Here is a 25193-nt window from a genome sequence, read left to right as displayed (position 1 = left end):
GCCGCATCCCTCGTCGGATGCGGCCGCTTCACGTTTTGCCGGCATCCGCCGCGTACGCTGAGCGTGCTACAACAGACTTGAACATTTTCAAACGTCCGACTTCGATCGAAGCAGCGGACACTTCGATCCCGACGAGAGGGTCGCGATGGAGCGCACGACGGGCAGGCTGGCCGACGGCCGCCAGATCCTTTGGTATGACGCCGACGGCACCGACCGGCAGGCCGTTCCCGATCGACGCGATCTGCCCACGGCGGTGACCAGCTCGCAACTGCGCCTGGACCCGCTGACCGGCGAGTGGATCGCCGTCGCGTCGCACCGGCAGAGCCGCACGTACCTGCCGCCGGCGGACCAATGCCCGTTGTGTCCGTCGCGCGACCACCTGTCGGAGGTCCCCTCCCCCGACTACCAGGTCGTCGCGTTCGAGAACCGCTTCCCGTCATACGAATTGAACGCGCAGGCGCCCCAGACCCCGACTGCCTCCGTCCCCACGATGGGGCAAGGCCTCGAGCAGGTGCGCGCCGGACGCGGCCGGTGCGAGGTCGTCTGCTTCACCAGCGATCACGACTCTTCCTTCGCGGCACTCAGCCCGGCGCAGGCGCGGCTGGTCGTCGACGCCTGGGCGGACCGCACCGCCGAGCTGAATGCGATGGACGGCGTGGAGCACGTCTTCCCCTTCGAGAACCGCGGCAAGGAGATCGGCGTCACCCTGCAGCACCCGCACGGTCAGATCTACGCCTATCCCTTCGTGCCTCCGCGGGCGGCGACCGAGCTGCAGCACGCGCAGACCTACCTGGACGAGCACGGCAGCAGCCTCTTCGGGGACCTCATCGACAGCGAAACAGCTGCTGCCACAAGGATCGTCGCCGAGAACGACGAATGGATCGCGTTCGTCCCGTTCGCCGCCCGCTGGCCGATCGAGGTGCACTTCTATCCCAAGCGGCAGGTCCCGGACATTCCCGCGCTCGACGACGCCGCGCGCGACGGCTTCGTCGGTGTCTATCTCGACGTGCTGCAGCGCTTCGACCGGTTGTATGACGAGCCGACGCCCTACATCGCGGCCTGGCAACAGGCCCCGGCCTCCTCGCACCGCGACGTGGCCTGGCTGCACCTGGAGCTCTACTCGATCCGCCGTGCGGAGGGCAAGGTCAAGTTCCTGGCCGGATCGGAGTCCGGTCAGGGGGCGTTCGTCAACGACGGACTGCCCGAGGATGTGGCACAGCGTCTGCGAGACGCGTCGGCATGAGCGATGAACCCATGAGCAACAAGGTGATTCGCACTCCCGACGCTGTCGACCTCGACGCTCTCGCGGCCCGCTTCCGTTCGCTGTACGACGCCGAGCCCGACGGGCTGTGGGCGGCGCCCGGCCGGGTCAACATCATCGGTGAACACACCGACTACAACGGCGGATTCGTCCTGCCCATCGCGCTCGCGCAGCACACCGTGGCGGCGGTGCGCCGGCGTGACGACACGCTGGTGCGGGTGGCGTCGGCGTCGATGGACGACGGCGCCGTGGCCACCGTGGAGCTGACCGACGTCACCGAGGATGGCGACTACGGCTGGGCGGCATACGTCGTGGGCGTGGGGTGGGCGGCCGCCCGGCGCGACCTGCCGGTGACCGGCCTCGACATCGCGCTGGACTCCAATGTGCCTGTCGGAGCGGGACTTTCGTCATCGGCCGCGCTGTCCTGCGTGACTGCTCGTGCCTGGTCCGACCTGCTCGGCTGGCAACTGGACGAGGAGACCGTGGCGGACCTGGGCCGCGACGCCGAGAACGAGATCGCCGGCGCGCCGACCGGCCTGATGGACCAGCTGGCGTCGGTGTGCGGGCAGGAGGCGCACGCGATGCAGATCGACACCCGCGCGGTGGCGATCACCCAGCTGCCGTTCGACCTGCCCGCCGCCGGGCTGTCGCTGTTGGTCATCGACTCGCGCTCGGAGCACTCGCACACCGGCGGCGAGTATGCCGAACGTCGCCAGTCCTCCCATGAGGCGGCGCTGCGCCTGGGGGTGCACGAGCTGCGCGACGTGCCGTTGGAGAGCCTGGCCACCACGCTGGACAAGCTGCCGCCGCTGCTGCGTCGGCGGGCTCGGCACGTCGTGACGGACTCCGCACGCGTGGAGCAGGCGGCCAGGTTGCTCCTCGCCGGTGACGACCTGCGCCGGATCGGCCCACTGCTCAACGATTCCCACGCTTCGATGCGCGACGACTACGAGATCACCGTGCCGAGTGTCGACACATTGCAGGAGGCGGCGGTGGCAGCCGGCGCCCACGGTGCGCGGATGACCGGCGGCGGGTTCGGCGGCTGCGTGATCGCGCTGGTCGACCACGACGATGCCGCGACGGTCGCGGATGCCTGTGTCGCAGCGACAGCGCGCGGCGGCTTCCCGGCACCGGCCGTCTTCGAGGCGGTTGCCAGCGGGGGTGCCGCTCGGATCCGGTGACGTAGGGTCGTCCGGGTGACAGCTCAATCCGCTCAAGCGCCCTACACGGTGTGCTTCGTGTGCTCGGGAAACATCTGCCGCTCGCCGATGGGCGAGGTGATCCTGCGGGCGATGCTCGAGGAGGCCGGACTGGCCGACCAGGTCGTCGTGGACTCCGCCGGCATCGGTGACTGGCACGTCGGGCAGGGAGCCGACCCGCGCACCCTCGCGGCACTCAGCCGGGGCGGCTACGACGGCAGCGCACACCGGGCCCGGCAACTGGAGGCGTCATACCTGGCCGGTCGCGACCTGATCCTCGCCGCGGACCGCGGCCACCTGCACGACCTGCTGCAGTTGCGCGAGGGCCTCGGCGCTGCCGGATCCGGTGCCGAGACGCGGCTGGTGCGGGAGTTCGACCCGGATGCGATGGCGGCCGGCGAGCTGGAGCTCGACGACCCCTACTTCGGCAACGCCACCGACTTCGACCGCTGTCGCGACGAGGTCGAGGCGGCCTGCCGCGGGCTGGTCGCCGAGCTGCAGCGCGCCCTCTGAGGCGCAGCTCAGCCGACCGGCAGCTCGCACCGGGCGACCTCGGTCGCCCACCGCAGGATCTCCAGGTCCTCTGCGCCGTCGGTGAACATCGGGCAGTGCGGCATCGTCACGTAGTGCAGCGCCGCGATGACCACCAGCGCACGCGGGTCGGTGCGCAGCTGCGCCAGGCGCTCGGGGGTGATGGCCGGCTCCAGGAGTTCCTCGATGTGTGCGTCGACGATCGCCTCGGCGATGTCGAGATGGAGGTGGGTGGCCACGCCGGTCTCCCCGTCCGTGCGCAGCCTGGTCTCCACGACGTGCAACAGCCACCGCAAAGCTCCGGCGTCGGCCATCAGCGCCTTCGCCGCCTCGCGCGATGCCCGGAAGGCGATCGAGACGCTCGGATCCGCCGCCATCTGGGGGCACCTCCCCACCCTGTCGTCGCTCATGTGCACACGGTATGGCGCCCGCAGGCGCACGGACCCGTCGTTGGCGAAACCTTGAAGTTGATTTTGCCGAACGGCCGCACCGTGGCCCAGTGCGGCAACCGCCTAAGCTCGCTGCATGACGACTCGCACCACACCGTGGCCCGCCGGCACCCCGTGCTGGGTCGACTGCGCCTTCGAGCCCGCTCACCGCGGGATGCACCACGCCCAGGACTTCTACGAGAAGCTGTTCGGCTGGGACGTGCTGCGCGGCACGGACGACCAGGACTACCGCGTATGCCGCAAGGACGACCTCCCGGTCGCGGGGCTGGAGCACAAGAACGGCTCCGACGCGCCGCCGTTCTGGACCACCTACTTCGCGACCGACGACATCACGGCCAGCTGCGCGGCCGTCACCGCGGCCGGTGGGCGGGTGCTCACCGAGGTCATCGACATCGAGGGTGTGGGGCACTCCCACTACTGCTCCGACCCGACCGGCGCCTTCTTCGGGCTGTGGCAGGGTGAGGGCCTCATCGGCTTCGGCCTGGTCAACGAGCCAGGCTCGGTCGCCTGGAACGACCTGCTCACCCGCGACCTCGAAGGCTCGAAAGCGTTCTACCGCAACGTCTTCGGTTACTCGTATGACGACCGAGGCGACTCCTACGCCGTCGCGAAACTGCCGACCGGGGAGGTCGTCGCCGGCATACACCAGGCAGGGCAGCTGCCGGAGGATGCTCCGCCGTCGTGGCTGGTGCACTTCGCGGTGGCCGATCGTGACTCGTCGGCGCAGATCGCCCAGGAGCTCGGCGCCGCGATCCTGATGACCTTGGACACGCCGTTCGGGCCGGAGGCGGTGCTGCAGGGGCGGCACGGCGAGGTCTTCACCGTGATCGCCATGGACGACACCGCCGGGGAGTGACCGATCGGATCGCCGTCGTCGGTGGCGGCATCGCCGGTCTGACGCTGGCGGCGCTGCTCGATCCGGGCCGTTTCGAGGTGACGATCCACGAGGCCCAGCCGGAGCGGTCGGCCACCGGAAGTGCCCTCGGGCTGTGGGGTGGCGCGCGGAAGGTCCTGCACCGGATCGGTGCCTTGCCGGACGACACTTTCCGGCAGACCGGCGGCGCGCTGCACCGCATCGACGGTCGTCGCCTCGTCTCGGTGCGCGGTCCGGGGCCGGTGCTGGTCGACCGGCCGACGTTGCTCGCGGCACTCGCGGACGCGGTTCCGTCGAGCGTGCGCCGCGTGGCCGGGGAAGTCACTGATCCGGCCGTGCTGGACACAGACCTGGTGGTCGGCGCGGACGGGGTCCGCAGCCGCGTGCGTGGCTTGGTCGAGGCCAGGGCCGCGAAGCGCGTGCTCACGTCATACGTCGCGCTGCGCGGGATCCGTGCGGGTACACCCGCCCCGGACGAGGTGGGCGAGTACTGGGGCGGCGGCCGGCTGTGCGGCATCGCGCCGATGGCGCGTGAGCGGAGCTACTGGTTCACGACCCACCGCAGCGCGCTGGTGGAGCCGTTCGAGGTGGCTGCGGTGCTGGAGGAGGCGCGCAGCCGGTTCGCCGACGCCGCGCCCGTCGTCAACCGAGTGCTGGCCGATGCCGGCCCGGACACGCTTGCCACGGCGCTGTGGGTCGCCCCGCGCATGCGGTCGTATGCACGAGGCAGGTATGTCGTCATCGGTGACGCCGCACACGCGATGCTGCCGAATCTCGGACGCGGCGCGTGCAGTGCGATCGTCGACGCGGCGACACTGGCGAAGAGCCTGAACGCCGGCAGCGACCTGCGTGGCTGGCAGGCCCGTCGGCTGCCCGCGACGCAGGTCGCCCGGCTCGGCTCGGCTGCGCTGATGCGCACCGCTCTCGCCATACCTTGACCACCCGACGACCACCCGACGACCACCCGACGAACGCGCGACGCGGCCGTCGCGGACGCTCTGGGACAATCGGCGCATGCGTTCGCTTGCTGATGCCAACCCACCCATCGCGCTCGGCGCCCTGGACGGGCGTTACCGGACCGCCGTCGCCCCGCTGGTCGACCACCTCTCCGAGGCGGCACTCAACCGCGAGCGGGTGCACGTCGAGGTCGAATGGCTGATCCACCTCACCTCCCACGAGGCGGTGCCGGGTGTGCGCCGGCTGACCGAGCAGGAGATCGCCGGGCTGCGCGACATACCAGCGCAGTTCGACACCGCGGACATCGCCGAGCTCGCCGACATCGAGCGGGAGACGGTGCACGACGTCAAGGCCGTCGAGTACTACCTCAAGCGACGCCTGCCGCAGATCGTCCGCAGCGACGACGCTGCCGGCATCGCCGAGCTGGTCCACTTCGGCTGCACCAGCGAGGACATCAACAACCTGTCCTACGCGCTGATGGTGCAGGGTGCCACCCGGCAGGTGTGGCTGCCCAAGGCCACCGCGCTGGCCGACCAGATCGCCGCGATGGCAGCGGTACTCGCCGATGTCCCGCTGCTGGCACACACCCACGGCCAACCGGCGACACCGACCACGATGGGCAAGGAGCTGGCCGTGCTGGCCCACCGGCTGCGGCGGCAGCTGCGCCGGATCGCCGCCGCCGAATATCTCGGCAAGATCAACGGCGCGACCGGCACGTATGGCGCACACGTCGCGGCCGTGCCCGGCACGGACTGGATCTCGTTGTCCCGCTCGTTCGTGGAATCCCTTGGCCTGCAGTGGAACCCGCTGACCACGCAGATCGAGAGCCACGACTGGCAGGCCGAGGTCTACAGCGACATCGCCAGGTTCAACGCGATCCTGCACAACCTGGCCACCGACGTGTGGACCTACATCTCGATGGGTTACTTCGCGCAGTCCCGTGGCCAGGGCACGGTCGGCTCGAGCACCATGCCGCACAAGGTCAACCCGATCCGCTTCGAGAACGCCGAGGCCAACCTCGAGGTCAGCAACGCCCTGCTCGAGGTGCTCGCCCGCACGTTGGTCACCTCGCGGATGCAGCGCGACCTGACCGACTCCTCGATGCAGCGCAACATCGGCACGGCATACGGGCACTCCGTGCTGGCGATCGACAACGTCGCCCGTGGGCTCGCCGGGCTCGACGCGGTCCCGGAGCGGATGGCGGCCGACCTCGACGCCAACTGGGAGGTGCTCGGCGAACCGATCCAGTCGGCGATGCGCGCCCTCGGAGCGCAGGGCGTGCCGGGCATGGAGCAGCCCTACGAGCGGCTCAAGGAGCTGACGCGTGGCCGCCGGATCAGCGAGGCCGACCTGCGGGAGTTCGTGCGCGGGCTGGGCCTGCCGGCCGAGGTCGAGGAACGATTCCTGACCATGACGCCCGCCACCTATGTCGGGCTGGCGCCACAACTGGTGACGTTCCTGGACGACTGATCCACGCCGGGCCGGCGACCGGGCTCCGTACCAAACCTTCCCCAGGGCAGACCTCGGCACGCCCGACCGGCCGAACCCGTACCAAACCTTCCCCAGGGCAGACCTCGGCACGCCCGACCGGCCGAACCCGTACCAAACCTTCCCCAGGGCAGACTTCGGCACGCCCGACCGGCCGAACCCGTACCAAACCTTCCCCAGGGCAGACCTCGGCACGCCCGACCGGCCGAACCCGTGCCAAACCTTCCCCTGGGGAGACTTCGGCACGCCCGACCGGCCGATCCCGTACCAAACCTTCCCCTGGGGAGACTTCGGCACGCCCGGAGCTGACAGACCGGCCCGAGCGGATACCCCCTGCGGGTATGCTGTTGGTATGACGAGAGGCGGCCGACCGGCCGCCGACGGCACCATCGGAGGCACGGATGCCCGGATACACCGGCAGCAAGGACGACTATCTCAAGCGGCTGCGGCGCATCGAGGGTCAGGTGCGCGGCATTCAGCGCATGGTCGAGGAGGACACCTACTGCATCGACGTGCTCACCCAGGTGAGTGCGGTGACCAAGGCGCTGCAGAACGTCAGTCTCGGCCTGCTGGAAGACCACGTCGGCCATTGCGTGGTCGACGCCGCGCGCGAGTCCGACGAGGCGGCCACGGCCAAGGTGCGCGAGGCGTCCGACGCGATCGCCCGCCTGGTGCGCAGCTGACAACCGACCGAAGCCGAACCCAGAAGGAGAACACCATGACCCAGACCGACATCACCGTGCACGGCATGACCTGTGGCCACTGCGTCGCCGCAGTCACCGAGGAGCTCAAGACCATCGACGGGGTGCGCGAGGTCCAGATCGACCTGCACGAGGGTGGTGACTCACCGGTGCGGATCACCAGCGACGGCGACCTCGATCCGGCGGCGATCTACGCCGCCGTGGACGAAGCGGGCTACGACGTGGTCGGCTGACGCCGCACGACGCGTATGACGCCCGGCGGTCCGGTCAGATGCTGACCGGGCCGCTCGGCGTACGGAACTGCACGGACATGACGCCCGGAGTGCCGTGCGGTGCGGCGAAGTCGAAGTGGATCTCCGGCTCCCACTCGTCACGGTCGACCCCCGGCTCGCCGACCAGGCCGAGCCATTCACGGACGCGGTCCGGGGAGCCGGCGATCTGCAGACCGGTCAGCGACGCGTTGGTCGTGCCTTCGGTCGACGGGTGGTCCTGACCTTCCGGCCACTCGATGAAGAACGGCACCTGGGGGTCGGCCATCAGACCGCGGATGCCGATCTGCTTCCAGCAGATCTCGACACCGTCCGGGCGGTGCCGGTTGCCGGGCACCGCGTTGCGGCCGAGCAGGCGCTCGGCGATCGACATGTCCTCGACCTCGACGACCCAGCCGAGCCAGCCGCCGCCGGACGCGGAGCGGGCGCGCACCGCCTGACCGAAGGGCGCCTTGTCCGAGGCGGGGTGGTCCAACACCTCGACGACCTCGACGAAACGGCGGTCGGTCAGCGGAAGGATCGAGTTGCGAGTGCCGAAGCGCGGGTGCAGGCCACCGTCGACAGGTTCCACCCCGAGCAGGTCGCCGAGACGCTTCGCCGTGGCGATCATTCCGTCGGGCTCGGCGGCAAATACCAGGTGATCAACTCGCATGAACCGATGGTGCCACTGCTCACATCTCCGCCGTGCAGCGGGTCCGCGATCGCGGCACGCGGTATGGCGTCCCGGCGCGGGCCGACGGCAGCGGACCCGCCGGCTTCAGCGGACGCCGGACGATGCCGCGCCGGCCATCCGCTGCCGGACGGCTTCGTAGAGGACGATCGCCGCGGAGGTGGCGACGTTGAGCGAATTGGCCTTGCCGCTCATGGGGATCCGGATCAGCACATCCGCCGCGGCCAGCGCATCGTCGGTCAAGCCTTCCTTCTCGGTGCCGACGGCGATCGCCACCGGCCCGGTCAGGTCGACGTCCGTGTGCAGACTCGTCGCAGCGGGCGTTGCAGCCACCACCCGTATGCCGCGCTCGCCCGCCCAGCCGAAGGTGTCGGCGGTCGTCGCGGTCGCCACCGGCACCGAGAAGACGGTGCCCTTGGAACTGCGCACCACGTTGGGGTTGCCCCAGTCGGTGACGGGGTCGGCCGCCACGACGGCGTCGACGCCCGCGGCGTCCGCCGTGCGCAGCATCGCACCGAGGTTCCCGGGCTTCTCGACACCTTCGGCGATCAGCACCAGCGGCTCGTCGGGCAGCAGGAGTTCACGCGGGGTGGCTCCCACCGCGGGCACCACGGCCAGGAACCCGTCGGCTCCCTCCCGGTAGGCGACCTTCTCGAAGGCGGGCCGGCTCAGCCGGACGATCTCGGCACCCGCCTGACGTGCCCGGCGGACCACGTCGTGCTGGGCCGCGGGGTCCGCCATCAGCTCCTCGCAGGTGTAGAGCTCATGCGGTCGCACACCGGCGTTCAGCGCGAGCGCCAGCTCGTCATACCCCTCGAGCAGGGTGCGTCCGGCTTCCTCGCGGCGGCGTCGCCGGCGCAATCCGGCCAGGGCCTTCAGGCGCGGGTTGGCCGCCGAGCTGATCGCGCGTTCGCTCACCTCGCCACCAGCTGTCGCAGTATGACGGCCGCGCCCGCCTCCTCGACCGGCAATGTCACCTCGTCGGCAGCGGCCTTGACCTCGTCCGGCGCCTGCCCCATCGCCACGCCGCGGGCCGCCCAGCGCAGCATCTCCAGGTCGTTGGTGTGGTCACCGATCGCGACGGTGTCCGACGGTTCGACGTGCAACTCGCGCCGGACCTGCTCCAGCGCGGAGGCCTTGGACACTCCCTCGGGATTGACGTCCAGCCACGCCGTGAAACCGATCGCATAGTTGACGCCGTGCAGACCGAGCTGGTCCACCAGCTCCACGAAGTCCTCGGCGGTGCCGCTGGGTGAGCGGAAGGTGAGTCGGGTGGTGGGTTCGTCGCCCAGCTCGTCCCACGGCAGCACCTTCGTCGGCCCGACGATCTCGTCCTCGGGGAACGGCGCGCTCACCTTGGTCCCGACACCGGCCTCCTCGACGCCGACCACGGCGTCCGGCCAGGCGTTCTTCAGCACCTTCAGGACGGGCGAGGCGTCGAAGGTGACCTTGTCGATGATCTCCCAGTCGCCACCGTGCAGCCGCGCCGTCACGGCACCGTTGGACGTCACCGCGAATCCGCTTGTCAGCGAAAGCAATCCGAAGATCTCCTCCGCACCCAGGATGCTGCGGCCGGTCGCGATCACCACATGGTGACCGGCGTCCGCGACCGCACGCACCGCATCGCGCACCTCGTCGTCGAGTCGGCCGTCGTGGTGCAACAACGTGCCGTCGATGTCCAGTGCCACCAGTTTCTTCTGCACGGGCACAGCGTATGTCGCCGGCCGCCGTGCGCCGAGAGACCCTCCGCGCACCGAGAAGCGGGGGCGGGTCGGTCACTCGGCTTCTTAACGCAGTGCCTGGCGGAAGCTGAGCTTGTGGGAGGTCTGCAACAGCGCGGTGCGATACATCCGCTCGGCGAGCCGCAGGATGCCGTAGGCCCCGGCCAGCGCGATCGCCAGCGCCACCAACGGTTCCCACCAGGACGCGTCACCGGAGAGCATCCTGGCCGGCATCGCGATGGTGGAGAAGATCGGCACGTAGGACAGCGCTGCCTGCGTCGCGCCGGAGGTCAGGATGCCACCGAAGAAGACGATCGCGACCAGTGCCGTCATCGGTGCCGAGGTGGACTGCACGTCCTCCGAACGCGTGGCCAGCGCTCCCACCACCGCCCACAGGGCGGCCAGCGCCAGGAAGCCGATCAGGAAGAACGGCACGAACCAGCCGATGCCGGAGGCCATCTGGGTCAGCAGGTCGGTGTTGTCGGTCACGAGCAGGCCGCCGATGCCGACCAAGGACAGCAGCACCACCTGGCCGAGGGCGAGGACCGTGTTGCCGACGATCTTGCCGATCAGCAGTTGTCGCAACGGGATCGCCGACGCGATGATCTCCACGATGCGGTTCTGCTTCTCCTCGACGACGCTGTTGGCGATCGCCATACCGAACAGCAGCGCAGCCAGGTAGAAGAGCATCCCGAAGACGATGCCGCCGACCCGGGCCGCCCCCTCGTCGGCATGGTCGGGCGACAACAGGTCGTAGGGCAGTTGCGAGCCCTGTTGCAGCTCGGCCAGCGTGGTGCCGTGCGCCTTGGCGTTGCGTCGCACCGCATCCTGTTGCACCGCTGCGCCGAGGTAGGTCGCCACCTCGGTGTGACGGCTCGACTTGCCGATCAACCGCCACCCGTCGCCGTCCCGCAGCAGCCCGGCGTCCGCTTTGCCGGAGGACACCCGGTCCTTCACGTCCTTCGCCGAATCTGCCTGCTGCGGTTCAATTTTCACCTTGGCATCGGCAGCATCGGCCAGCTGCTCGGCGGCGTTGACCACCGTCGCGCCGGCCGAGCCTCGCACCGCGATCTGCTCGGTGCTCTGGTGGCCGGCGGCCACGAACTGTATGGCGATCGCCGCCACCACCAGCACCAGCATCAGCGCGGTGGAGACCAGGAAGTTGCGGTCCCGCAGTTTCACCGACACCTCGCGGAACGCGACCAGGCGCCATACCGACCCGATGGCCGGACCCTTCGCCGAGCCGGTGGGCGGGTGCTGCACGGACGCGGTCGGTCCGCTCGTGCGGGACGGGGCGGTCATTTCGCGACCTCTCGGTAGATGTCGGCGACGGACGGGACGATCTCGGCGAGTTCGCGCACCGAACCGCGGCACATCGCCTCGGCGAGCAGCCGGTCGGTGTCCTGCTCGTCCGCGAGTTGTAGGACGGCGGTGTTGCCGGCGACGTCGACGACGTCGACCCAGCCCAGGTCGCGCACCCAGCCGGCGTCGCCGCCGGTGACCAGCCGGTGCCGCAGCGGTCCGCTGCGGCGCAGTTCGTCGGCGATCCCGTTGGCCACGACGCGGCCGCGGGACAGGATCACGATGCGGTCGCACAACCGCTCGACCAGATCCAGCTGATGCGAGGAGAAGAGCACGGGCACACCGTCAGCCGTGAACTCCCGCAGCAGGGCCACCATGTCGTCGACGGCGCCCGGGTCCAGCCCGGAGAACGGTTCGTCGAGCACGAGGAGCTGGGGGCGGGCGATCACCGCGGCGATGATCTGCACCCGCTGCTGGTTGCCCAAGGACAGCGCCTCGAGTTTGTCCTTGACCCGGTCGGCCAGCCCGAAGCGGTCCAGCAGCGCCGTCCCGCGCTCGCGGGCCTCGTGCGCCGAGACGCCGTGCAACTGCGCCAGATAGGCGACCTGCTCCAGCACCGGTTGTTTCGGGTAGAGCCCGCGCTCCTCGGGCATGTAGCCGAACCGGCGCCGGTCGGTGGCGGTGACCGGCGCGCCGTTCCAGAGCACCTCACCGCCACTGGCGGCCAGCACGCCCATGATCATCCGCATGGTGGTCGTCTTGCCGGCGCCGTTGCCACCGACGAAGCCGACCAGTTGCCCGTCGCCCGCATCGAAGCTGACGTCGTCGACAGCGACCGTGTCGCCGAATCGCCGGGTGAGCCGGTCAAGACGCAACATGCGGTGTTCCTCCGGAGTTCATGCTCCGACCGTATGGCGCACCGCGGCGCCACGGATCCGGCGCGCGACGGAGATGCCACCTCCCCCGCCGGAACGAGCCGGTCAGCGCGCCGAATCGGCGGGTCAGTTGCCCGGCCGAAGGACGGCACAAGACACCAGAGGCAACAGACCCGACGATGAGGGACGAATCGGCGGGTCAGTTGCCCGGCAGGATGATGCCGTTCTCGTAGGCGAACACGACGGCCTGGACCCGGTCGCGCAGCTGAAGTTTGGCCAGGCAGCTGGACACGTGCGTCTTGACGGTGGCCTCGCCGAGGAAGAGCGTGCGGGCGATCTCGGCGTTCGCCATACCGCGGCTCACCAGCTCCAGGACTTCGCGCTCGCGGGGCGTCAACCGGTCGATCTCGGCCGGCTGCTGCCGGTCGTTGGCGGCACTGCCGGTGCTGCCGGGGGTTTTCGCCATACGCTCGATGACCCGGAGGGTGACCTCCGGTGCCAGCAGGGCGTGCCCGCGGGCGACCGAGCGGATCGCCTCGACCAGATCCTCCGGCTCGGTGTTCTTCAGCAGGAAGCCGCTGGCGCCGGCACGGAGCCCGTCGAAGAGGTAGTCGTCGCGGTCGAAGGTCGTCAGCAGCACCACCTTGGCCAGGTCCTCGGCGACGATCTGCTCGGTCGCCGCGATGCCGTCCATGACCGGCATCTGCACGTCCATCAGCACCAGATCCGGGCGTTCCCGGCGGACCAGCTCGAGCGCCTGCGCGCCGTCGGCGGCGTCACCCACGACTTCGATGTCGTCCTCGACCGACAGCATCATCGCGAAACTGCTGCGGACGAGTCGCTGGTCGTCGACGACGACGACCCGGGTGGACGCCGGAGTCGGCTCGGTGGTCGCGGCGGCGCTGTCGGTCATGCTCTCCTGCCCGGTCGTGGGGACGAATGCGGCGGTGCGACAACCCTAAGCGGTCGTGCACCGGTGTGGGATCAGTCGAACGGCAGCCGCACCCGGACCCGGAACCCGCCGGTCTGCCGCGGCCCGACCTCCACCTCGCCGCCGAGCACGGCGACGCGTTCGCGCATCCCGACCAGACCCAGGCCGGTGCCGGCACGACCCGGGCGGGCGTTGCCGGCATCGAGGATCTCCACCTCCGCGTAGTCCTGCTCGCAGTGCCGGCCGAAGCGGGTGACCACGGAGGCGGTGGTCGCCGTGCTGTGCCGTTGGACGTTGGCCAGTGCCTCCTGGACCGTGCGATAGATCGCCAGGCCGACGCCGGGCGGGATGTCGCAGGTGCATTCGCGACGCCCGTCGACGACCTGCAGGTCCACCGCCAGCCCGGCCGCACGGTAGTCCGCCACCAGGGTGCCGACGTCCTCCAGCCCCGGCGTCGGCGCCCGGTCCAGCTCCGGGGTCGCGCGCAGCGTGCCCAGCAACGCCCGCATCTCCGCGACCGCCGAGCGGGAGGAGCGTTCGATCCCGGTGAGGGCGTCCCGGGCGGCGTCGGGCTGTTTGTCGAGCACGCGGCGGGCCGCGCCGGCCTGCACGCCGATGACCGAGACGTGGTGCGCGACGACGTCGTGCAGCTCCCGGGCGATCCGCAGTCGCTCGGCGTCGACTGCCTGCGTGCGTAGCTCCGCCGCCTGCGCGTCGATGGTGCGTGCCTGCTCCTCCAGCTCGAGGCGGCGGCGCAAGTTGCGCCATTGAAGGACACCGAGCAGCACGACGCCGCCCAGATAGATGACGTTCGTCAGCACCAGGATGATCGTCATACCCAGCCAGCCGGGCATCAGGTCGGAGCCGGGCGGCCCGTCATACCCCTTGAACATCAAGGCGTAGGCGACCCAGCCGGCGAGCACCAGCAGGCAGCCGCCGATCACCCAGGCACCGAGGATGCGGCGACGGCACCACGCGGTGCCCGAGTAGATCACGAGGAGGTAGACGCACTGGATGCCCAGGGTCGTCGTCAGCAGTCCGTCGAGCTGGCCGGTCACGACCCAGGCGACGGTGATGAACGCCGTGGTGGTCAGCGGGAATCGGCGCCGTAGGACGAGCGCCGCACAGGGGATGAGGATGTAGAGGTACTGCAGTCGCAGATCCGTGTGGTCCCGGGCCAGCGCGTTGATGGCGCGGTAGCCCTCGGTCCACGCCGCGGACACGGCGAACGCCAGGACCGCCAGCAGTCCGTCCAGCCGCCACCAACGCTGCGGCAGCGGGCGCACCCAGCTGTCGTCGATGGTGAGGGCATGCCGCCAGGAGTCACGCACAGGGCGAGGTTAGCCAGTCGGGTATGCCGTCACCTCCGTCGCGCGACGGAGATCGCCGGTGATCGGCGGTGACTCCGCACAGCCGCGCAGGACGGCTGCCTCGGCAGGGTGGCTGGGCCGGTCAGGCGGGGCGTATGACGTCCGTGCCGAGGAACGGCTGCAGCGCCTGCGGCACCCGGATCGACCCGTCGGCCTGCTGGTGGTTCTCCAGCAGCGCGACGATCGGGCGGGTGTCGGTGAGCATGGTGCCGTTGAGCGTGGCGACGAACTCGGTCTTGCCGCTTTCGGCACGTTGACGGATGTTGAGCCGGCGCGCCTGGTAGGTCGTGCAGTTGGAGGTGGACGTCAGCTCGCGGTACTTGCCCTGCGTCGGCACCCAGGCCTCGCAGTCGAACTTGCGGGCCGCCGACCCGCCGAGGTCGCCCGCGGCGACGTCGATGACGCGGTAGGGCAGCTCGAGTCCGTCCAGCAGTCGGCGCTCGATGCGCAGCAGGTTCTGGTGTTCCTCGATCGCCTGCTGCGGGTCGCAGTAGACGAACATCTCCGTCTTGGTGAACTGGTGCACCCGGAAGATGCCACGGGTGTCCTTGCCGTAGGAGCCGGCCTCGCGGCGGTAACACGTCGACGTGGCGGTGTAACGCAACGGACCGCCGGACAGGTCGATGATCTCGTCGGTGTGGTAGCCGGCGAGGGCGACCTCGCTGGTGCCGGTGAGGTAGAGGTCGGCCGACTCCAGGTGGTAGACGTCCTCGTGTGCGTCCAGGTAGCCGGTGCCGCCCATGGTGGCCGGGCTGACCAGGGTGGGCACCACGAGCGGGATGAAGCCCTCCTCGGCGGCGATGCTCTGGGCGTAGGCCATCAGCGCGTTGGACAACCGTGCCCCGGCGCCCTTGAGGAAGTAGAAGCGTGAGCCGCTGACCTTGGCGCCGCGTTCCATGTCGATCGCGTCCAGCTTCTCGCCGAGCGCCAGATGGTCCAGCGGCTCGAAGTCGAACTCCCGCGGTGCGCCGACGATCTCGACGGTCTCGAAGTCGTCCTCCCCGCCGGCCGGCACACCGTCCAGGACGATGTTGTCCAGCTCGCGGATGAGCGCGGTGAAGTCCTTGTCCTCCTGGTCGGCGGCCGCTTCGCGCTGCTTGACCTCGGCGGCCAGCTCGGCGGCCTTGGCGCGTGCGTCGTCGGCCTCCTTGGCCAGGACGTCGACATCGTCCGAGCCGGCCTTGCGGGCGGCGTTCAGCTTGCCCATCGCCGCACCGACCGACTTGCTCACGGTCTTCTGCTGCGAGCGCAGACTCTCGAACTCGGTGATGGACGAGCGTCGCTTCTCGTCGGCTGCCAGAACCTGGTCGACCAGGCTCTCGTCGGCGCCGCGAGCGCGCTGGCTCGCACGCACGAGGTCGGGGTTGTCGCGCACTAGCTTGATGTCGATCACGACAGGCAAGGCTACGCGGCGCACCGCGCGGCCGCGCAACCCGATAACGTCTGCCCGAATGTATTTGACTCGTGAGTAGCGAAAGGTGCACCGGTGCAACGTGCCGCGGTGGTGGTCAACCCCACGAAGGTCAAGGACCTGGGCGCGCTGCGCGACGAGCTGACCTCGGTCTTCCGCAGCCACGGGTGGGCACCCCCGCTGTGGTCGGAGACGACCATCGAGCAGCCGGGCACCGCCCAGGCCCGCGAGGCGCTGGCGCAGGACGTCGACCTGGTGGTCACCCTCGGCGGCGATGGCACCCTGCGCTGGGTCGCGACCGCCCTGATGGGCTCGGGCACACCGCTGATCGTGCTCGCCGGCGGCACCGGCAACCTCTTCGCCCGCCAGCTGGGCCTGCCGGTCAATCGGTATGCCGAAGCGCTGCGCCTGGGTCTGGGCGGCACCGACACCGCCGTCGACGTGATCCGGATCGCGTTGGACCCCGCCGGTTCCGGCGCCTTCGACGACGAACACATCGGCCTGGTCATGGGCGGCGTCGGCCGCGACGCCGACATCATGGCGGCCACCACCGAGCAGCTGAAGTCGCGGCTGGGCTGGACGGCATACCTCTGGGCCGGGCTGGGGCAACTGCGCCACCGGTTGGTGCCGGCCACCATCGGCATCGACGACCGGGCACCGATCGGACGCGACGTCACCGCCGTGCTGGCCGGCAACTGCGGCATGCTGCAGGGCGGGATGCGGCTGATGCCCGATGCCGTCGTCGACGACGGTCTGCTGGACGCGGTGATCGTCCGTGGCGGCGGGCTGCGGTGGATCGCGGTCGTCGGCAAGGTGCTGACCCGCTCGCGCAAGGACTCCGAGCAGTTCACCCGCGCACAGTTCACCGAGATGACCGTGGAGACCGCGACCCCGCAACGCGTCGAGGTCGACGGTGACGTCATCGGTACGGCGCGGGCGGTGCGCTTCTCCGCTGCTCGTGGAGCGCTCACGGTGCGCCTTCCGCGCTGATGGGCGAGCTGTTCCGGTTCGCCAGCACACATCGGATCGCGGCGGCGCGGGATGCGGTCTTCGAGGTCTTGCGGGACGCGGAACGCTGGCCGCAGGGGTGGCCGCAGATCCGCTCGGTGACCCCGTATGACGACTCCCACGGCCGCACCGAGATCCGCAGCGTGTTGCCGTTGACGCTGCGCATCGAGCTCAGCACGGAGCGGGTCGACCCCGAATCCGGGGTGCTGCGAGCCAGTTTGGCCGGTGACCTGATCGGCTGGTCACAGTTCGCGCTGCGCGCTGAGGGGCGCGACCGGACCGTGCTGGACTACACCCAGCAGGTCCAACTCGGCGTCGCCGGGATCACCGGCCGGCTCGCGGGGTCGGCGCTCGCTCGGCCGACCCTGATCGCCAACCATGCCGCGATGATGCGGTCCGGGATGCGCGGGCTGAGCCGCGCGGCGTCCCGTGCACAGTTGCGGCATACATAATCGGGCGGGGCATTCGCCCGGGTGCACAGGACTCAAGAGGGGATCTGCGGTGGGCAAGCACTCCAGCCGACGTGCGAGAGGCACGGCGTCGATCGTCGCGGGGGCCGTCATCGCGCTCGGCGGTGGCGCCGTCGTCGTGCACGGCCTGACCGGTGGTGCCGCGGCCGACCGACCGACCAGTGCGGCAGGCACCCCGCCGCACCGCACGCCCTCGGACATTGCCAGCACGCCCGGGTCCGGCAGTGCCACCAGCACGCACTCGACGAGCCCCGTGGCGAGGGCCGACGTCCTTCCCCGGCCTACCGGTCACAGCTCCGAGGTGCCCGTTGCCAATCCGGCGGGTGCCGCCTGCATCCCGCGGAGTCTGACGGTCGCGTCGGTCGGCATCTCCGGTGAGCGCGTGGTGCCGATGGGCACCAATGCGCAGGGGCAGATCTACCCTCCCGCGCACACGACGATGTGGTACGACCGTTCCACCCAGCCGGGGCAGCCGGGCATCTCGGTCATCGCCGGGCACGTCACGTATGACGGCCCCGACAACTTCTACAACCTGCGGAACGTCCCGGTCGGCGCCGCGGTGACCGTGACCTGCACGAACAACAAGATCGTCAGCCTCCGGGTCACCCACAAGGAGTCGATCCTCAAGACGAAACTGACTACGGATCAGCGGATCTGGGGTGACAGCGCCACCCCCGTCGTCACCCTGGTCACCTGTGACATCGCCTCACCCATGGTCGCCGGGCACCACCTGAACAACTACGTCGTGTGGACCAGGCCGGCCTGACGTACCAAAGTCTCCCCAGGGTCAAGTTGGGCACGGGTAGACCGGCCGGCGCCGTACCAAAGTCTCCCCAGGGTCAAGTTCGGCACGGGTAGACCGGCCGGCGCCGTACCAAAGTCTCCCCAGGGTCAGGTCCGGCACGGGTAGACCGGCCGGCGCCGTACCAAAGTCTCCCCAGGGTCAGGTCCGGCACGGGTAGACCGGCCGGCGCCGTACCAAAGTCTCCCCAGGGTCAAGTTCGGCACGGGTAGACCGGCCGGCGCCGTACCAAAGTCTCCCCAGGGTCAGGTCCGGCACGGGTAGACCGGCCGGCGCCGTACCAAAGTCTCCCCAGGGTCAAGTTCGGCACGGAGCCGCCTCCGAAAAGTCCTCAGTGCCGCTCGGGCGAGGCCGGGTAGACGCCGAGGATCTTGACGTCGGTGGTGAAGAAGCGCAGCTCGTCCAGGGCGAGCTTCAGCCCCGGGTCCTCGGGATGGCCGTCGACCTCGCTGAGGAACTGCGTCGCGGCGAATCGTCCGCCGACCATGTAGGACTCGAGCTTGGTCATGTTGATGCCGTTGGTGGCGAAGCCACCGAGGGCCTTGTAGAGCGCGGCCGGGATGTTGCGCACGTTGAAGATGAAACTGGTCACCATCGGTCCCGATCCCCTGGGCGGCACGACGAACTCGCGGGAGAGCACCACGAAACGGGTGGTGTTGTGGTCCTCGTCCTCGATGTCCTCGCGCAGCACGTCCAGCCCGTAGATCGAGGCGGCCAGCGGCGGGCTGATCGCCGCCATCGTCGGATCGGCGGCTTCGGCGACCTCGCGGGCGGCCCCCGCGGTGTCGCCGGAGATCACCGGCTCCAGCCCCAGCTCGCGAATGATGTGGCGGCACTGACCCAGCGCGTGCACGTGACTGTGCACGGTCCGCAACCGGTCGATGGACGTCCCGGGCACGCCCAGCAACGAGAAGCGGATCCGGTGGAAGTGCTCCCCGACGATGTGCAGGCTGCTCGCCGGCAGGAAGTGATGTATGTCGGAGACGCGCCCGGCGACCGAGTTGTCGATCGGGATGAGCGCCAGGTCGGCGGTCGGGCCGCCGGAATCGGTGCGCTCGACCGCGGCGAACGCGTCCTCGAACGACGCGCACGGCACCGACTCCAGTTGGGGGTATTCACGTTCGCACACCGCATGCGAGTTGGAGCCGGGTTCGCCCTGGTAGGCGATGCGTCGAGGTTGGATCACCTGCGCAGCATACGAGCGCCGCTCAGCGCGAGGCGGGCGCGCATCGCCATACGGACGACACCCGCCATACACCATCCGGGTCAGGAGTTGGAAGGTTTCGTCACGTACGATTTGCCCGGTGTTGCGACGGTGGCTCGGGTGGGTGGTGTGTCTGGCCGTCGTCGCCGTCGCCGGTTCCTACCTGATCTCCTACGTCACCCAGTGGCCGGCGGCCGAGAAGATCAGTCAGCCCGGCCCGTTGATCGTGGTCAGCGAACCCACCCTGTCCTGGGACCAGGTCAGTGCATCGGCGACGCCCACCCTGTGGCGGCTGGCGCACGAGGGCGCGGTCGGGTCGATGACCACCCGCAGCCTCAGTTCGCACAGCTGTGACAGCCAGTCCTGGCTGACCTTCGGAGCCGGGAAGCGGACGACCTACGGCACCCAGTCGCCGATGACTCCGCCGGGCGAACGACCGGCGCCCTGCTGGACCCAGCCCTACCCGACACCGTTGACCAGCACACCGACCACCGGCGCCGGCGCGCCGGCGGCATACCCCTTCTGGGACAAACTGCGCGCCGAAGACCTCGGCCGGACGGTGCCGGCGGACCCCTCCAACATCGTGACCCGGATGAGCCGGGCCGGACAGTGCATCACCGCGGCCGGGCGTTACGCGCCACTGGCCGCGGCGAACGCGCAGGGCCGCGTCGAGCACTACGTCGCCGACCCGGCGACGGTGGACCTGGCCGCTTGTCCGATCACTTTCGTCAGTTTCTCCTCCGTCAACGACCGGCTGCTCGGATCGATCCTCGCCAAGGCACCTCCCAACGCCACCATCGTGGTGGCCGGCTTCGCCGACGAGACCGGTCCCGAGGTGCTGCACACCGTCGTCATCAAGGGGCCTGGTGTGCCACACGGCCTGCTGACCTCGCCCTCGACACAACAACCCGGCGTCGTTCAATTGACCGACCTGTCGGCACTGGTCTTTGCGCGCCTCGGCGACAAGGCACCGCATCTGCCCGAGGGCCGGCGTCCCGCGGTCCAGCCGCGCCCCACGGGCACCAGCGCGATCATCGACGCCGGCATGATCGCCATGCAGTTGCAGGTCGAACACGCCCTGTCCGCCGACTTCCTGGCCCGCTTCGTGGTCACCATGACGCTCCTGCTCGGCATCGGCTGCCTCTGGTGGTGGCTGCGCCGCAGGAGGGCCGCGGCGGTCGGCGAACCCGTCGCACCCAGCCGGGCGCTGCGCTGGTGGTTCAGCGGTTGCGCCGCCGTGCTCGGCTCGATGCCGGTGAGCACCTGGCTGATCGGACTGGTGCCATGGTGGGACGCCGCCGACCCTGCGTTCGCCCTGGGTTGGGGCGTGGTCGGTTTCGCCGTGCTGCTCGCCGCGCTCGCACTGTGGGGGCCGTGGCGTCGCTGGCCGATCGGCCCACCGCTGTTCATCGCCGTCGTGACGTTGTCGGTGTTGTTGCTGGACGTCATACACGGCACGCCGCTGCAGTTCGTGTCGATGATGGGTCTGCAGCCCGTGTACGGCGGCCGTTTCTACGGCATGGGCAATGTCGGCGACGCCCTGATCGCGACGTCGTCGCTGCTGATCTGCGCCCTGCTGGCCGGCGTGCTCGTGCGGGCGGGGCACCGCAGGCTCGCCGCCGCGACCGTCATCCTGATCGGCCTGGTGACCCTGCTGATCGACGGCACCCCGGTGTGGGGCGCCGACGGCGGCGGCCCGCTGGCGATGTTCCCCGCGTTCGCCTACCTGGCACTCAACGCCGGCGGCCTGGCCCTGACCTGGCGTCGTGCAGCGCTGATCGGCGGCATCGCCGTCGGGATCGTCGGCACCATCGCCGTCCTGGATTACCTACGCCCCCCGCAGTACCGCACGCACCTCGGTGACTTCGTCGCGCAGATCCGCTACCACGGTGACTTCTCCGGGATCCAGCAGATCATCCACGCCAACTGGGTGATGCTCAGCAGCAACGCGCTGACGGCGCTCGTTCCGCTGATCCTCATCGTGGCGATCGTGATCCTGCTGACCCCGTCGCGGTGGCCGGGCAAGCTGCTCGTGCCGCTCGTCGAACGAGTGCCGATGCTGGGCGAGGGCATCGCCGCGATCGTCGTGTGCTGGATCCTCGGCTTCGCGTCCAACGACTCGGGAGTGTCCATCCCGCCGACCGGTCTGCTGCTGCTCGGTCCGGCGCTGATCATGCTGGCGGCCGCGCCGATGGCCGCACACATCCCCGACCGCGTCAACGGTTCGCTGGCGCACCGGCAACGGGTCAGCGAATCGTGATCTGACGGGACACCAGGCCCGCTCGCGCTCGTCGCTCCTCATCGGTCAGCGCCTCGCCGGCACGCACCGAGGCCAGTGCCGCGTCGAAACGCCCCGCCAGTGCGCCCATGCCCTCGTCGTATGACGCCGGCTCGGCCGCCGCGTCGACCTCCCACACCGGGACCAGGAGGCCACAGGTCCGGAACGCACCGAGCAACCGGCCGTCGACCAGGGAGTCGTTGCCGGAGGCGTGCAATCGGGCCAGTGCGGCGGTGGCCTCCTCCTCGTCGTGCGGCAGCACCCACCGCACGTAGGTGCGTTCGCCGATGCGGCACCAGTAGGCCGACTCGGTTGACGGCAGCGCGGCGGTCGGCGTGATCGCGGAGTTGGCCTGCTCCAGGGAGGCGGAGGTGGCCTCGTCGAGCTCGTCCTGCTCGACCCAGAAGTCGAAACCGTCGCGCAACTCGAGCTGCGGGGCGTCCCCGGTCAGCAGGTCCTGCAGGCGAGGCGTGTCGATGGTGACCGGAGGCGTCTTGATCACCGGCTGACCGGCCTCCGCCTCGACGGTGCCGATCAGCGCGGCGGCCAGGTCCCGGCTCAGGTCGCCCGATCCGGCGCCGGACTGGGTGGCGACGAAGCGTTCGCCGTCGGTGCGATGCAGGCCGGCCCAGGCCAGCGGCAGCACCGTCGCGACCGTCGCGGTGTATGGCGCGCCGCCGTAGGAGAAGGAGATCCGGGCAGTGGCGGCCGGCAGGATCTCACGCATCGCCACCCACCCGGTCTCACCCGGCAAGCCCTCGAACGGCCTGGCGGCGAACGGAACACGCGCCGCGCGTGCGGTCTTCTTGTCGGCGCCCTTGCGGCGCGATGCCTTGCCCATGGTGAATCAGACTAGACACCGGCGGATCGCGTCGGTGACGGCGGCGAGTGCGAGCAGGCGTACGACGTCGACGTGCGCGCGGACCTTCCCGGTCGCGGCAGCGACCAGTGCGTCTCCGTCGAACCGAGTGTGCGGCGGGGTGATCGCACGGGCCAGACCGTCGTGTGCACCTTGCGCGACGATGCGGCAGCCGATCTTGTCGAGGGCCGCATTGGTGACGACCGCCCCGATGGTCGTGTGTGTCCGGCCGAACTCGAAAGGTTGTGACAACCCGGCTATCGGCGCCGTGTCGACGTCGGCCGAACCGCGGTCGATGTCGCCGAATGCGTTGACCACCACCAACGCCCACACCACGACGTCTCCGAGCCGGCGGCTCGCGGTGACGACACCGCCGGGCTGTGCTCCATCCGGACCGCGCCAGTGGCCGACCTGCGCGCCGGTGCCCGCGCCGACCTGGCCGGTCGCCGGGTCGGCAGCGGTGACGGCAGTCGCGGCGGCATACCCCTGCTCGGCGCCGGGTCGCACGGCGGCGTCGCCCACGGCGAGATCGAAGAGCCCGAGCGCCGGCACGATCGGCACCGCGCCGGCGGGTGTCGGCACACCGCGACCCAGCTCTTCCATGCGACGCATCACCCCGTCGGCGGCCGCCAGCCCGAAGGCAGACCCGCCGGTCAGCAGCAACGCGTCGATGCTGGTCACCGACTTGTCCGGCTCGAGCAGGGTCAGCTCGCGCGCGGCCGGCGCGCCACCACGGCATTCGTAGGAGGCGACGGTCCCCGGCGGGAATTCGATGACGGTGCAACCGGTCCGGGCCACCTCGTCGGTCCAGTGGCCGACCTTCACGCCGTCGATCGGGATCGTCATACGTCCGGTCGCCTCCTCAGATGCGGCGGCGGGACGCGCCGCCGAGCGCGGCCCACACCATCGTGTGGCCGTCCTCGTCGTTGACGCCCCACTCGTAGGCGAGCGACCGCACGATGCGCAACCCGCGACCGCTGGGTGCCCAGTCGGCCTGCGGCTTCGGCTTGGGCTGCTTGTCGGAGCCGCCGTCGGTCACCTCGATCTCGACCCGGGGCGGCCGTGCACGCCAACGGACCCGGACGGTGCCGTCGGGCAACGGGCGGCCGTGCAGGATGGCGTTGGCGACGAGTTCGGCGACGACCGTCTCGGCCTCCTCGACGACGGTGCCGGGCAGCTTGCCCTGACCGAGGTCACCGACGATCTCCTCGCGCACGCGCGGCACAGAGTCGATGGTCCACGGCAGACGCACCGTCCGCACCCAGGGCTCGGACTTGCGCTTCTCACTCACGTCGGGCCGCCTCTCCTCGTCTCGATGTCGTGCCGGTCGTCGCCCGACCGACCTGTCATCATGCCGGATCGGCTCGTCAGCGTTCCGCGTAGGCCGCGTCGACCATCGCCCGCACGAGCGCCGGACGGTTGGAGATGATCGCGTCGACGCCGATCTGCAGGCACAACTCGATGTCCGGTTCCTTGTCGACGGTCCACACATGCACTTGGTGGCCGTAATGGTGCTGCCGCGCAACGAACTCCGGATTGCGGCGGATCATCCCCATCCGCGGCCCGGCGATCGCGACGTTGGACGGCAGTCCGTCGCGGAAGAACGGCGAGGTGCCGACCTCGATCAGTTGCACCCGCTGCAGGTGCGGCGCCAGCTTCGCGATCCGTTGGATCGCCATGGAGGAGAACGACATCACCCGCACCGTGGGCTTGTCCGGGGCCGGTCGCAGCAGGTCGAACTCGCCGAGCAGGTCGACCAGACGCCGCTCGACCTCCCCGGCATACCGCGTGGGGTGCTTGGTCTCGACGACCAGGTCCGGCTTGCGATCACTCTCCAGCACGGCCCGGATCAGTTGCCGCAGGGTGAGAATGTTGGCGTGGTGACGGTCGGGCACCTCGTCGTCGTCGCCGTGAGCGGCCTTCCAGCTGCCCCAGTCCATGCCCTCCAGGGCCGCGAGCTCCAGGGCGGACACCACGCCCCGCCCGTCCGAGGTGCGGTTGACCCGGCGGTCGTGCACGCAGACCAGGTGCCGGTCGACGGTCAGCCGGACGTCGCACTCCAGACCGTCGGCACCTTCGTCGATCGCGCGCTGGTAGGCGCCGAGAGTGTGTTCGGGGTTGTCGTGGCTGGAGCCGCGGTGAGCGATCACCTTGGGCGGGCCGCCACCGAGGGGTGAGCCGACTGTGCGCACGGACCCATCGTTGCAAAGCCGCCTGGGCGGATGTCGGCCACCCGGAATATCGGCGTGGCGACGTTCGCGATGTGGCCTCGGTGGCGGGGTCCGGCGTGTCCGGCCATTTCCCCACCCTGGGGAGACTTCGGTACGCCGCCGGCCGGCATACCCGTACGACCCTGGGGAGACTTCGGTACGCCGCCGGCCGGCATACCCGTACCGAACCCGACCCTGGGGAGACTTCGGTACGCCGCCGGCCGGCATACCCGTACCGAACCCGACCCTGGGGAGACTTCGGTACGCCGCTAGCCGGTCTACCCGTACCGAACCCGACCCTGGGGAGACTTCGGTACGCCGCTAGCCGGTCTACCCGTGCCGGACCCGACCCT

General features: G+C 70.1%; 26 protein-coding genes. 12 read left to right on the top strand and 14 right to left on the bottom strand.

What is annotated here, in order from left to right; translation table 11 throughout:
• The first annotated feature begins 145 nt into the window (after positions 1-145).
• Genes galT through ACYVBN_RS11750 form a run of 3 tightly spaced genes read left to right on the top strand, consistent with a single transcriptional unit; the run spans position 146 to position 2973 of the window.
• A complete protein-coding gene (gene galT / locus ACYVBN_RS11760; RefSeq protein WP_460600674.1) occupies positions 146-1243 on the top strand; it encodes a galactose-1-phosphate uridylyltransferase in 1098 nt (365 codons plus the stop codon).
• Positions 1240-2442 carry a galactokinase gene (gene galK, locus ACYVBN_RS11755; RefSeq protein WP_460600673.1) on the top strand — a complete coding sequence of 401 codons (1203 nt, stop codon included), beginning with the start codon at positions 1240-1242 and terminating at the stop codon, positions 2440-2442. The genes galT and galK overlap by 4 nt, the downstream gene beginning before the upstream one ends.
• Before the next feature lie 15 nt (positions 2443-2457).
• Positions 2458-2973: a low molecular weight protein-tyrosine-phosphatase gene (locus ACYVBN_RS11750; protein ID WP_440282197.1), complete on the top strand. Its 516-nt coding sequence runs from the start codon at positions 2458-2460 to the stop codon at positions 2971-2973.
• An 8-nt stretch (positions 2974-2981) separates the two neighbouring features.
• On the opposite strand, the gene ACYVBN_RS11745 is transcribed toward ACYVBN_RS11750, so the two are convergent.
• Positions 2982-3401, bottom strand: a complete 420-nt coding sequence (locus ACYVBN_RS11745) for a hypothetical protein (RefSeq protein WP_440282198.1) — start codon at positions 3399-3401, stop codon at positions 2982-2984.
• A 115-nt stretch (positions 3402-3516) separates the two neighbouring features.
• Between ACYVBN_RS11745 and ACYVBN_RS11740 the strand changes: the two genes are divergently transcribed.
• The 5 genes from ACYVBN_RS11740 (at position 3517) to ACYVBN_RS11720 (ending at position 7693) form a co-directional block, all read left to right on the top strand.
• A complete protein-coding gene (locus tag ACYVBN_RS11740; RefSeq protein WP_460600672.1) occupies positions 3517-4296 on the top strand; it encodes a VOC family protein in 780 nt (259 codons plus the stop codon).
• Positions 4293-5252, top strand: a complete 960-nt coding sequence (locus ACYVBN_RS11735) for a flavin-dependent monooxygenase (protein WP_460600671.1) — start codon at positions 4293-4295, stop codon at positions 5250-5252. The genes ACYVBN_RS11740 and ACYVBN_RS11735 overlap by 4 nt, the downstream gene beginning before the upstream one ends.
• Positions 5253-5328: 76 nt before the next feature.
• Positions 5329-6741 carry an adenylosuccinate lyase gene (gene purB / locus ACYVBN_RS11730; RefSeq protein ID WP_460600670.1) on the top strand — a complete coding sequence of 471 codons (1413 nt, stop codon included), beginning with the start codon at positions 5329-5331 and terminating at the stop codon, positions 6739-6741.
• Between the two features lie 419 nt (positions 6742-7160).
• Positions 7161-7442: a metal-sensitive transcriptional regulator gene (locus tag ACYVBN_RS11725; RefSeq protein WP_440282750.1), complete on the top strand. Its 282-nt coding sequence runs from the start codon at positions 7161-7163 to the stop codon at positions 7440-7442.
• A 35-nt stretch (positions 7443-7477) separates the two neighbouring features.
• Positions 7478-7693 (top strand): heavy-metal-associated domain-containing protein, encoded by a 216-nt coding sequence (locus ACYVBN_RS11720; protein ID WP_460600669.1) that lies wholly within the window; start codon positions 7478-7480, stop codon positions 7691-7693.
• 34 nt (positions 7694-7727) lie between these two features.
• Here the strand turns inward: ACYVBN_RS11720 and ACYVBN_RS11715 are convergent, their stop codons facing one another.
• From ACYVBN_RS11715 to serS, 8 genes are all read right to left on the bottom strand, one after another.
• Positions 7728-8381, bottom strand: coding sequence for a VOC family protein (locus ACYVBN_RS11715; protein WP_460600668.1), 654 nt, complete (start codon positions 8379-8381; stop codon positions 7728-7730).
• A gap of 105 nt (positions 8382-8486) precedes the next feature.
• Positions 8487-9317, bottom strand: a complete 831-nt coding sequence (locus tag ACYVBN_RS11710) for a TrmH family RNA methyltransferase (RefSeq protein ID WP_460600667.1) — start codon at positions 9315-9317, stop codon at positions 8487-8489.
• Positions 9314-10102, bottom strand: coding sequence for an HAD family hydrolase (locus ACYVBN_RS11705; protein ID WP_460600666.1), 789 nt, complete (start codon positions 10100-10102; stop codon positions 9314-9316). The genes ACYVBN_RS11710 and ACYVBN_RS11705 overlap by 4 nt, the downstream gene beginning before the upstream one ends.
• An 84-nt stretch (positions 10103-10186) precedes the next feature.
• Complete coding sequence (locus ACYVBN_RS11700; RefSeq protein WP_460600665.1) at positions 10187-11422, bottom strand: ABC transporter permease; 1236 nt, start codon at positions 11420-11422, stop codon at positions 10187-10189.
• Positions 11419-12300, bottom strand: a complete 882-nt coding sequence (locus tag ACYVBN_RS11695; RefSeq protein WP_460600664.1) for an ABC transporter ATP-binding protein — start codon at positions 12298-12300, stop codon at positions 11419-11421. Before ACYVBN_RS11695 ends, ACYVBN_RS11700 begins: the two co-directional genes overlap by 4 nt.
• Positions 12301-12496: 196 nt before the next feature.
• Positions 12497-13210, bottom strand: coding sequence for a transcriptional regulator (locus tag ACYVBN_RS11690; RefSeq protein WP_460600663.1), 714 nt, complete (start codon positions 13208-13210; stop codon positions 12497-12499).
• Positions 13211-13281: 71 nt separating this feature from the next.
• Positions 13282-14559, bottom strand: coding sequence for a sensor histidine kinase (locus ACYVBN_RS11685; RefSeq protein WP_460600662.1), 1278 nt, complete (start codon positions 14557-14559; stop codon positions 13282-13284).
• Positions 14560-14680: 121 nt separating this feature from the next.
• Positions 14681-15991: a serine--tRNA ligase gene (serS, locus tag ACYVBN_RS11680; RefSeq protein WP_460600661.1), complete on the bottom strand. Its 1311-nt coding sequence runs from the start codon at positions 15989-15991 to the stop codon at positions 14681-14683.
• Between the two features lie 93 nt (positions 15992-16084).
• Between serS and ACYVBN_RS11675 the strand changes: the two genes are divergently transcribed.
• From ACYVBN_RS11675 to ACYVBN_RS11665, 3 genes are read left to right on the top strand one after another with little or no spacing between them, the layout of a single operon-like run.
• On the top strand, positions 16085-16999 hold the full coding sequence (locus tag ACYVBN_RS11675; RefSeq protein ID WP_460600660.1) for a diacylglycerol/lipid kinase family protein: 915 nt from the start codon (positions 16085-16087) through the stop codon (positions 16997-16999).
• Positions 16999-17469, top strand: coding sequence for an SRPBCC family protein (locus tag ACYVBN_RS11670; RefSeq protein ID WP_460600659.1), 471 nt, complete (start codon positions 16999-17001; stop codon positions 17467-17469). Before ACYVBN_RS11675 ends, ACYVBN_RS11670 begins: the two co-directional genes overlap by 1 nt.
• A 49-nt stretch (positions 17470-17518) precedes the next feature.
• Positions 17519-18253, top strand: a complete 735-nt coding sequence (locus ACYVBN_RS11665; RefSeq protein WP_460600658.1) for a class F sortase — start codon at positions 17519-17521, stop codon at positions 18251-18253.
• Between the two features lie 367 nt (positions 18254-18620).
• Here the strand turns inward: ACYVBN_RS11665 and ACYVBN_RS11660 are convergent, their stop codons facing one another.
• On the bottom strand, positions 18621-19475 hold the full coding sequence (locus ACYVBN_RS11660; RefSeq protein WP_440282737.1) for a prephenate dehydratase: 855 nt from the start codon (positions 19473-19475) through the stop codon (positions 18621-18623).
• Between the two features lie 118 nt (positions 19476-19593).
• On the opposite strand from ACYVBN_RS11660, the gene ACYVBN_RS11655 reads away from it, so the two are divergent.
• Entirely contained in the window at positions 19594-21753 is a 2160-nt protein-coding gene (locus tag ACYVBN_RS11655) for a hypothetical protein (RefSeq protein WP_460600657.1), read from the top strand.
• On the opposite strand, the gene ACYVBN_RS11650 is transcribed toward ACYVBN_RS11655, so the two are convergent.
• The 4 genes from ACYVBN_RS11650 to ACYVBN_RS11635 all read right to left on the bottom strand — a co-directional run bounded on the left by ACYVBN_RS11650 (position 21740) and on the right by ACYVBN_RS11635 (position 24822).
• Complete coding sequence (locus ACYVBN_RS11650; protein ID WP_460600656.1) at positions 21740-22612, bottom strand: DUF5926 family protein; 873 nt, start codon at positions 22610-22612, stop codon at positions 21740-21742. The genes ACYVBN_RS11655 and ACYVBN_RS11650 overlap by 14 nt on opposite strands.
• 6 nt (positions 22613-22618) lie before the next feature.
• A complete protein-coding gene (locus ACYVBN_RS11645; protein WP_460600655.1) occupies positions 22619-23476 on the bottom strand; it encodes a P1 family peptidase in 858 nt (285 codons plus the stop codon).
• A gap of 16 nt (positions 23477-23492) precedes the next feature.
• Entirely contained in the window at positions 23493-23921 is a 429-nt protein-coding gene (locus ACYVBN_RS11640) for an ATP-binding protein (RefSeq protein ID WP_440282733.1), read from the bottom strand.
• A 76-nt stretch (positions 23922-23997) separates the two neighbouring features.
• Positions 23998-24822, bottom strand: a complete 825-nt coding sequence (locus ACYVBN_RS11635) for a glycerophosphodiester phosphodiesterase (protein ID WP_440282732.1) — start codon at positions 24820-24822, stop codon at positions 23998-24000.
• Between the last annotated feature and the right edge of the window lie 371 nt (positions 24823-25193).

The sequence above is a fragment of the Flexivirga lutea genome (assembly GCF_054778955.1).
Note: the sequence above shows the minus strand (reverse complement) of the source record. Positions and strands in the feature narration are given on the sequence as shown.

What these genes read in the sequence shown, in the direction of transcription:
- ACYVBN_RS11670 (WP_460600659.1), top strand. Translation starts at nt 16,999, where the DNA reads ATGGGCGAGCTGTTCCGGTTCGCCAGCACACATCGGATCGCGGCGGCG.
- galT (WP_460600674.1), top strand. Translation starts at nt 146, where the DNA reads ATGGAGCGCACGACGGGCAGGCTGGCCGACGGCCGCCAGATCCTTTGG.
- purB (WP_460600670.1), top strand. Translation starts at nt 5,329, where the DNA reads ATGCGTTCGCTTGCTGATGCCAACCCACCCATCGCGCTCGGCGCCCTG.
- ACYVBN_RS11650 (WP_460600656.1), bottom strand. Translation starts at nt 22,612, where the DNA reads ATGGGCAAGGCATCGCGCCGCAAGGGCGCCGACAAGAAGACCGCACGC.
- ACYVBN_RS11745 (WP_440282198.1), bottom strand. Translation starts at nt 3,401, where the DNA reads ATGAGCGACGACAGGGTGGGGAGGTGCCCCCAGATGGCGGCGGATCCG.
- ACYVBN_RS11725 (WP_440282750.1), top strand. Translation starts at nt 7,161, where the DNA reads ATGCCCGGATACACCGGCAGCAAGGACGACTATCTCAAGCGGCTGCGG.
- ACYVBN_RS11720 (WP_460600669.1), top strand. Translation starts at nt 7,478, where the DNA reads ATGACCCAGACCGACATCACCGTGCACGGCATGACCTGTGGCCACTGC.
- ACYVBN_RS11645 (WP_460600655.1), bottom strand. Translation starts at nt 23,476, where the DNA reads ATGACGATCCCGATCGACGGCGTGAAGGTCGGCCACTGGACCGACGAG.
- ACYVBN_RS11740 (WP_460600672.1), top strand. Translation starts at nt 3,517, where the DNA reads ATGACGACTCGCACCACACCGTGGCCCGCCGGCACCCCGTGCTGGGTC.
- ACYVBN_RS11690 (WP_460600663.1), bottom strand. Translation starts at nt 13,210, where the DNA reads ATGACCGACAGCGCCGCCGCGACCACCGAGCCGACTCCGGCGTCCACC.
- ACYVBN_RS11715 (WP_460600668.1), bottom strand. Translation starts at nt 8,381, where the DNA reads ATGCGAGTTGATCACCTGGTATTTGCCGCCGAGCCCGACGGAATGATC.
- galK (WP_460600673.1), top strand. Translation starts at nt 1,240, where the DNA reads ATGAGCGATGAACCCATGAGCAACAAGGTGATTCGCACTCCCGACGCT.
- ACYVBN_RS11695 (WP_460600664.1), bottom strand. Translation starts at nt 12,300, where the DNA reads ATGTTGCGTCTTGACCGGCTCACCCGGCGATTCGGCGACACGGTCGCT.
- ACYVBN_RS11700 (WP_460600665.1), bottom strand. Translation starts at nt 11,422, where the DNA reads ATGACCGCCCCGTCCCGCACGAGCGGACCGACCGCGTCCGTGCAGCAC.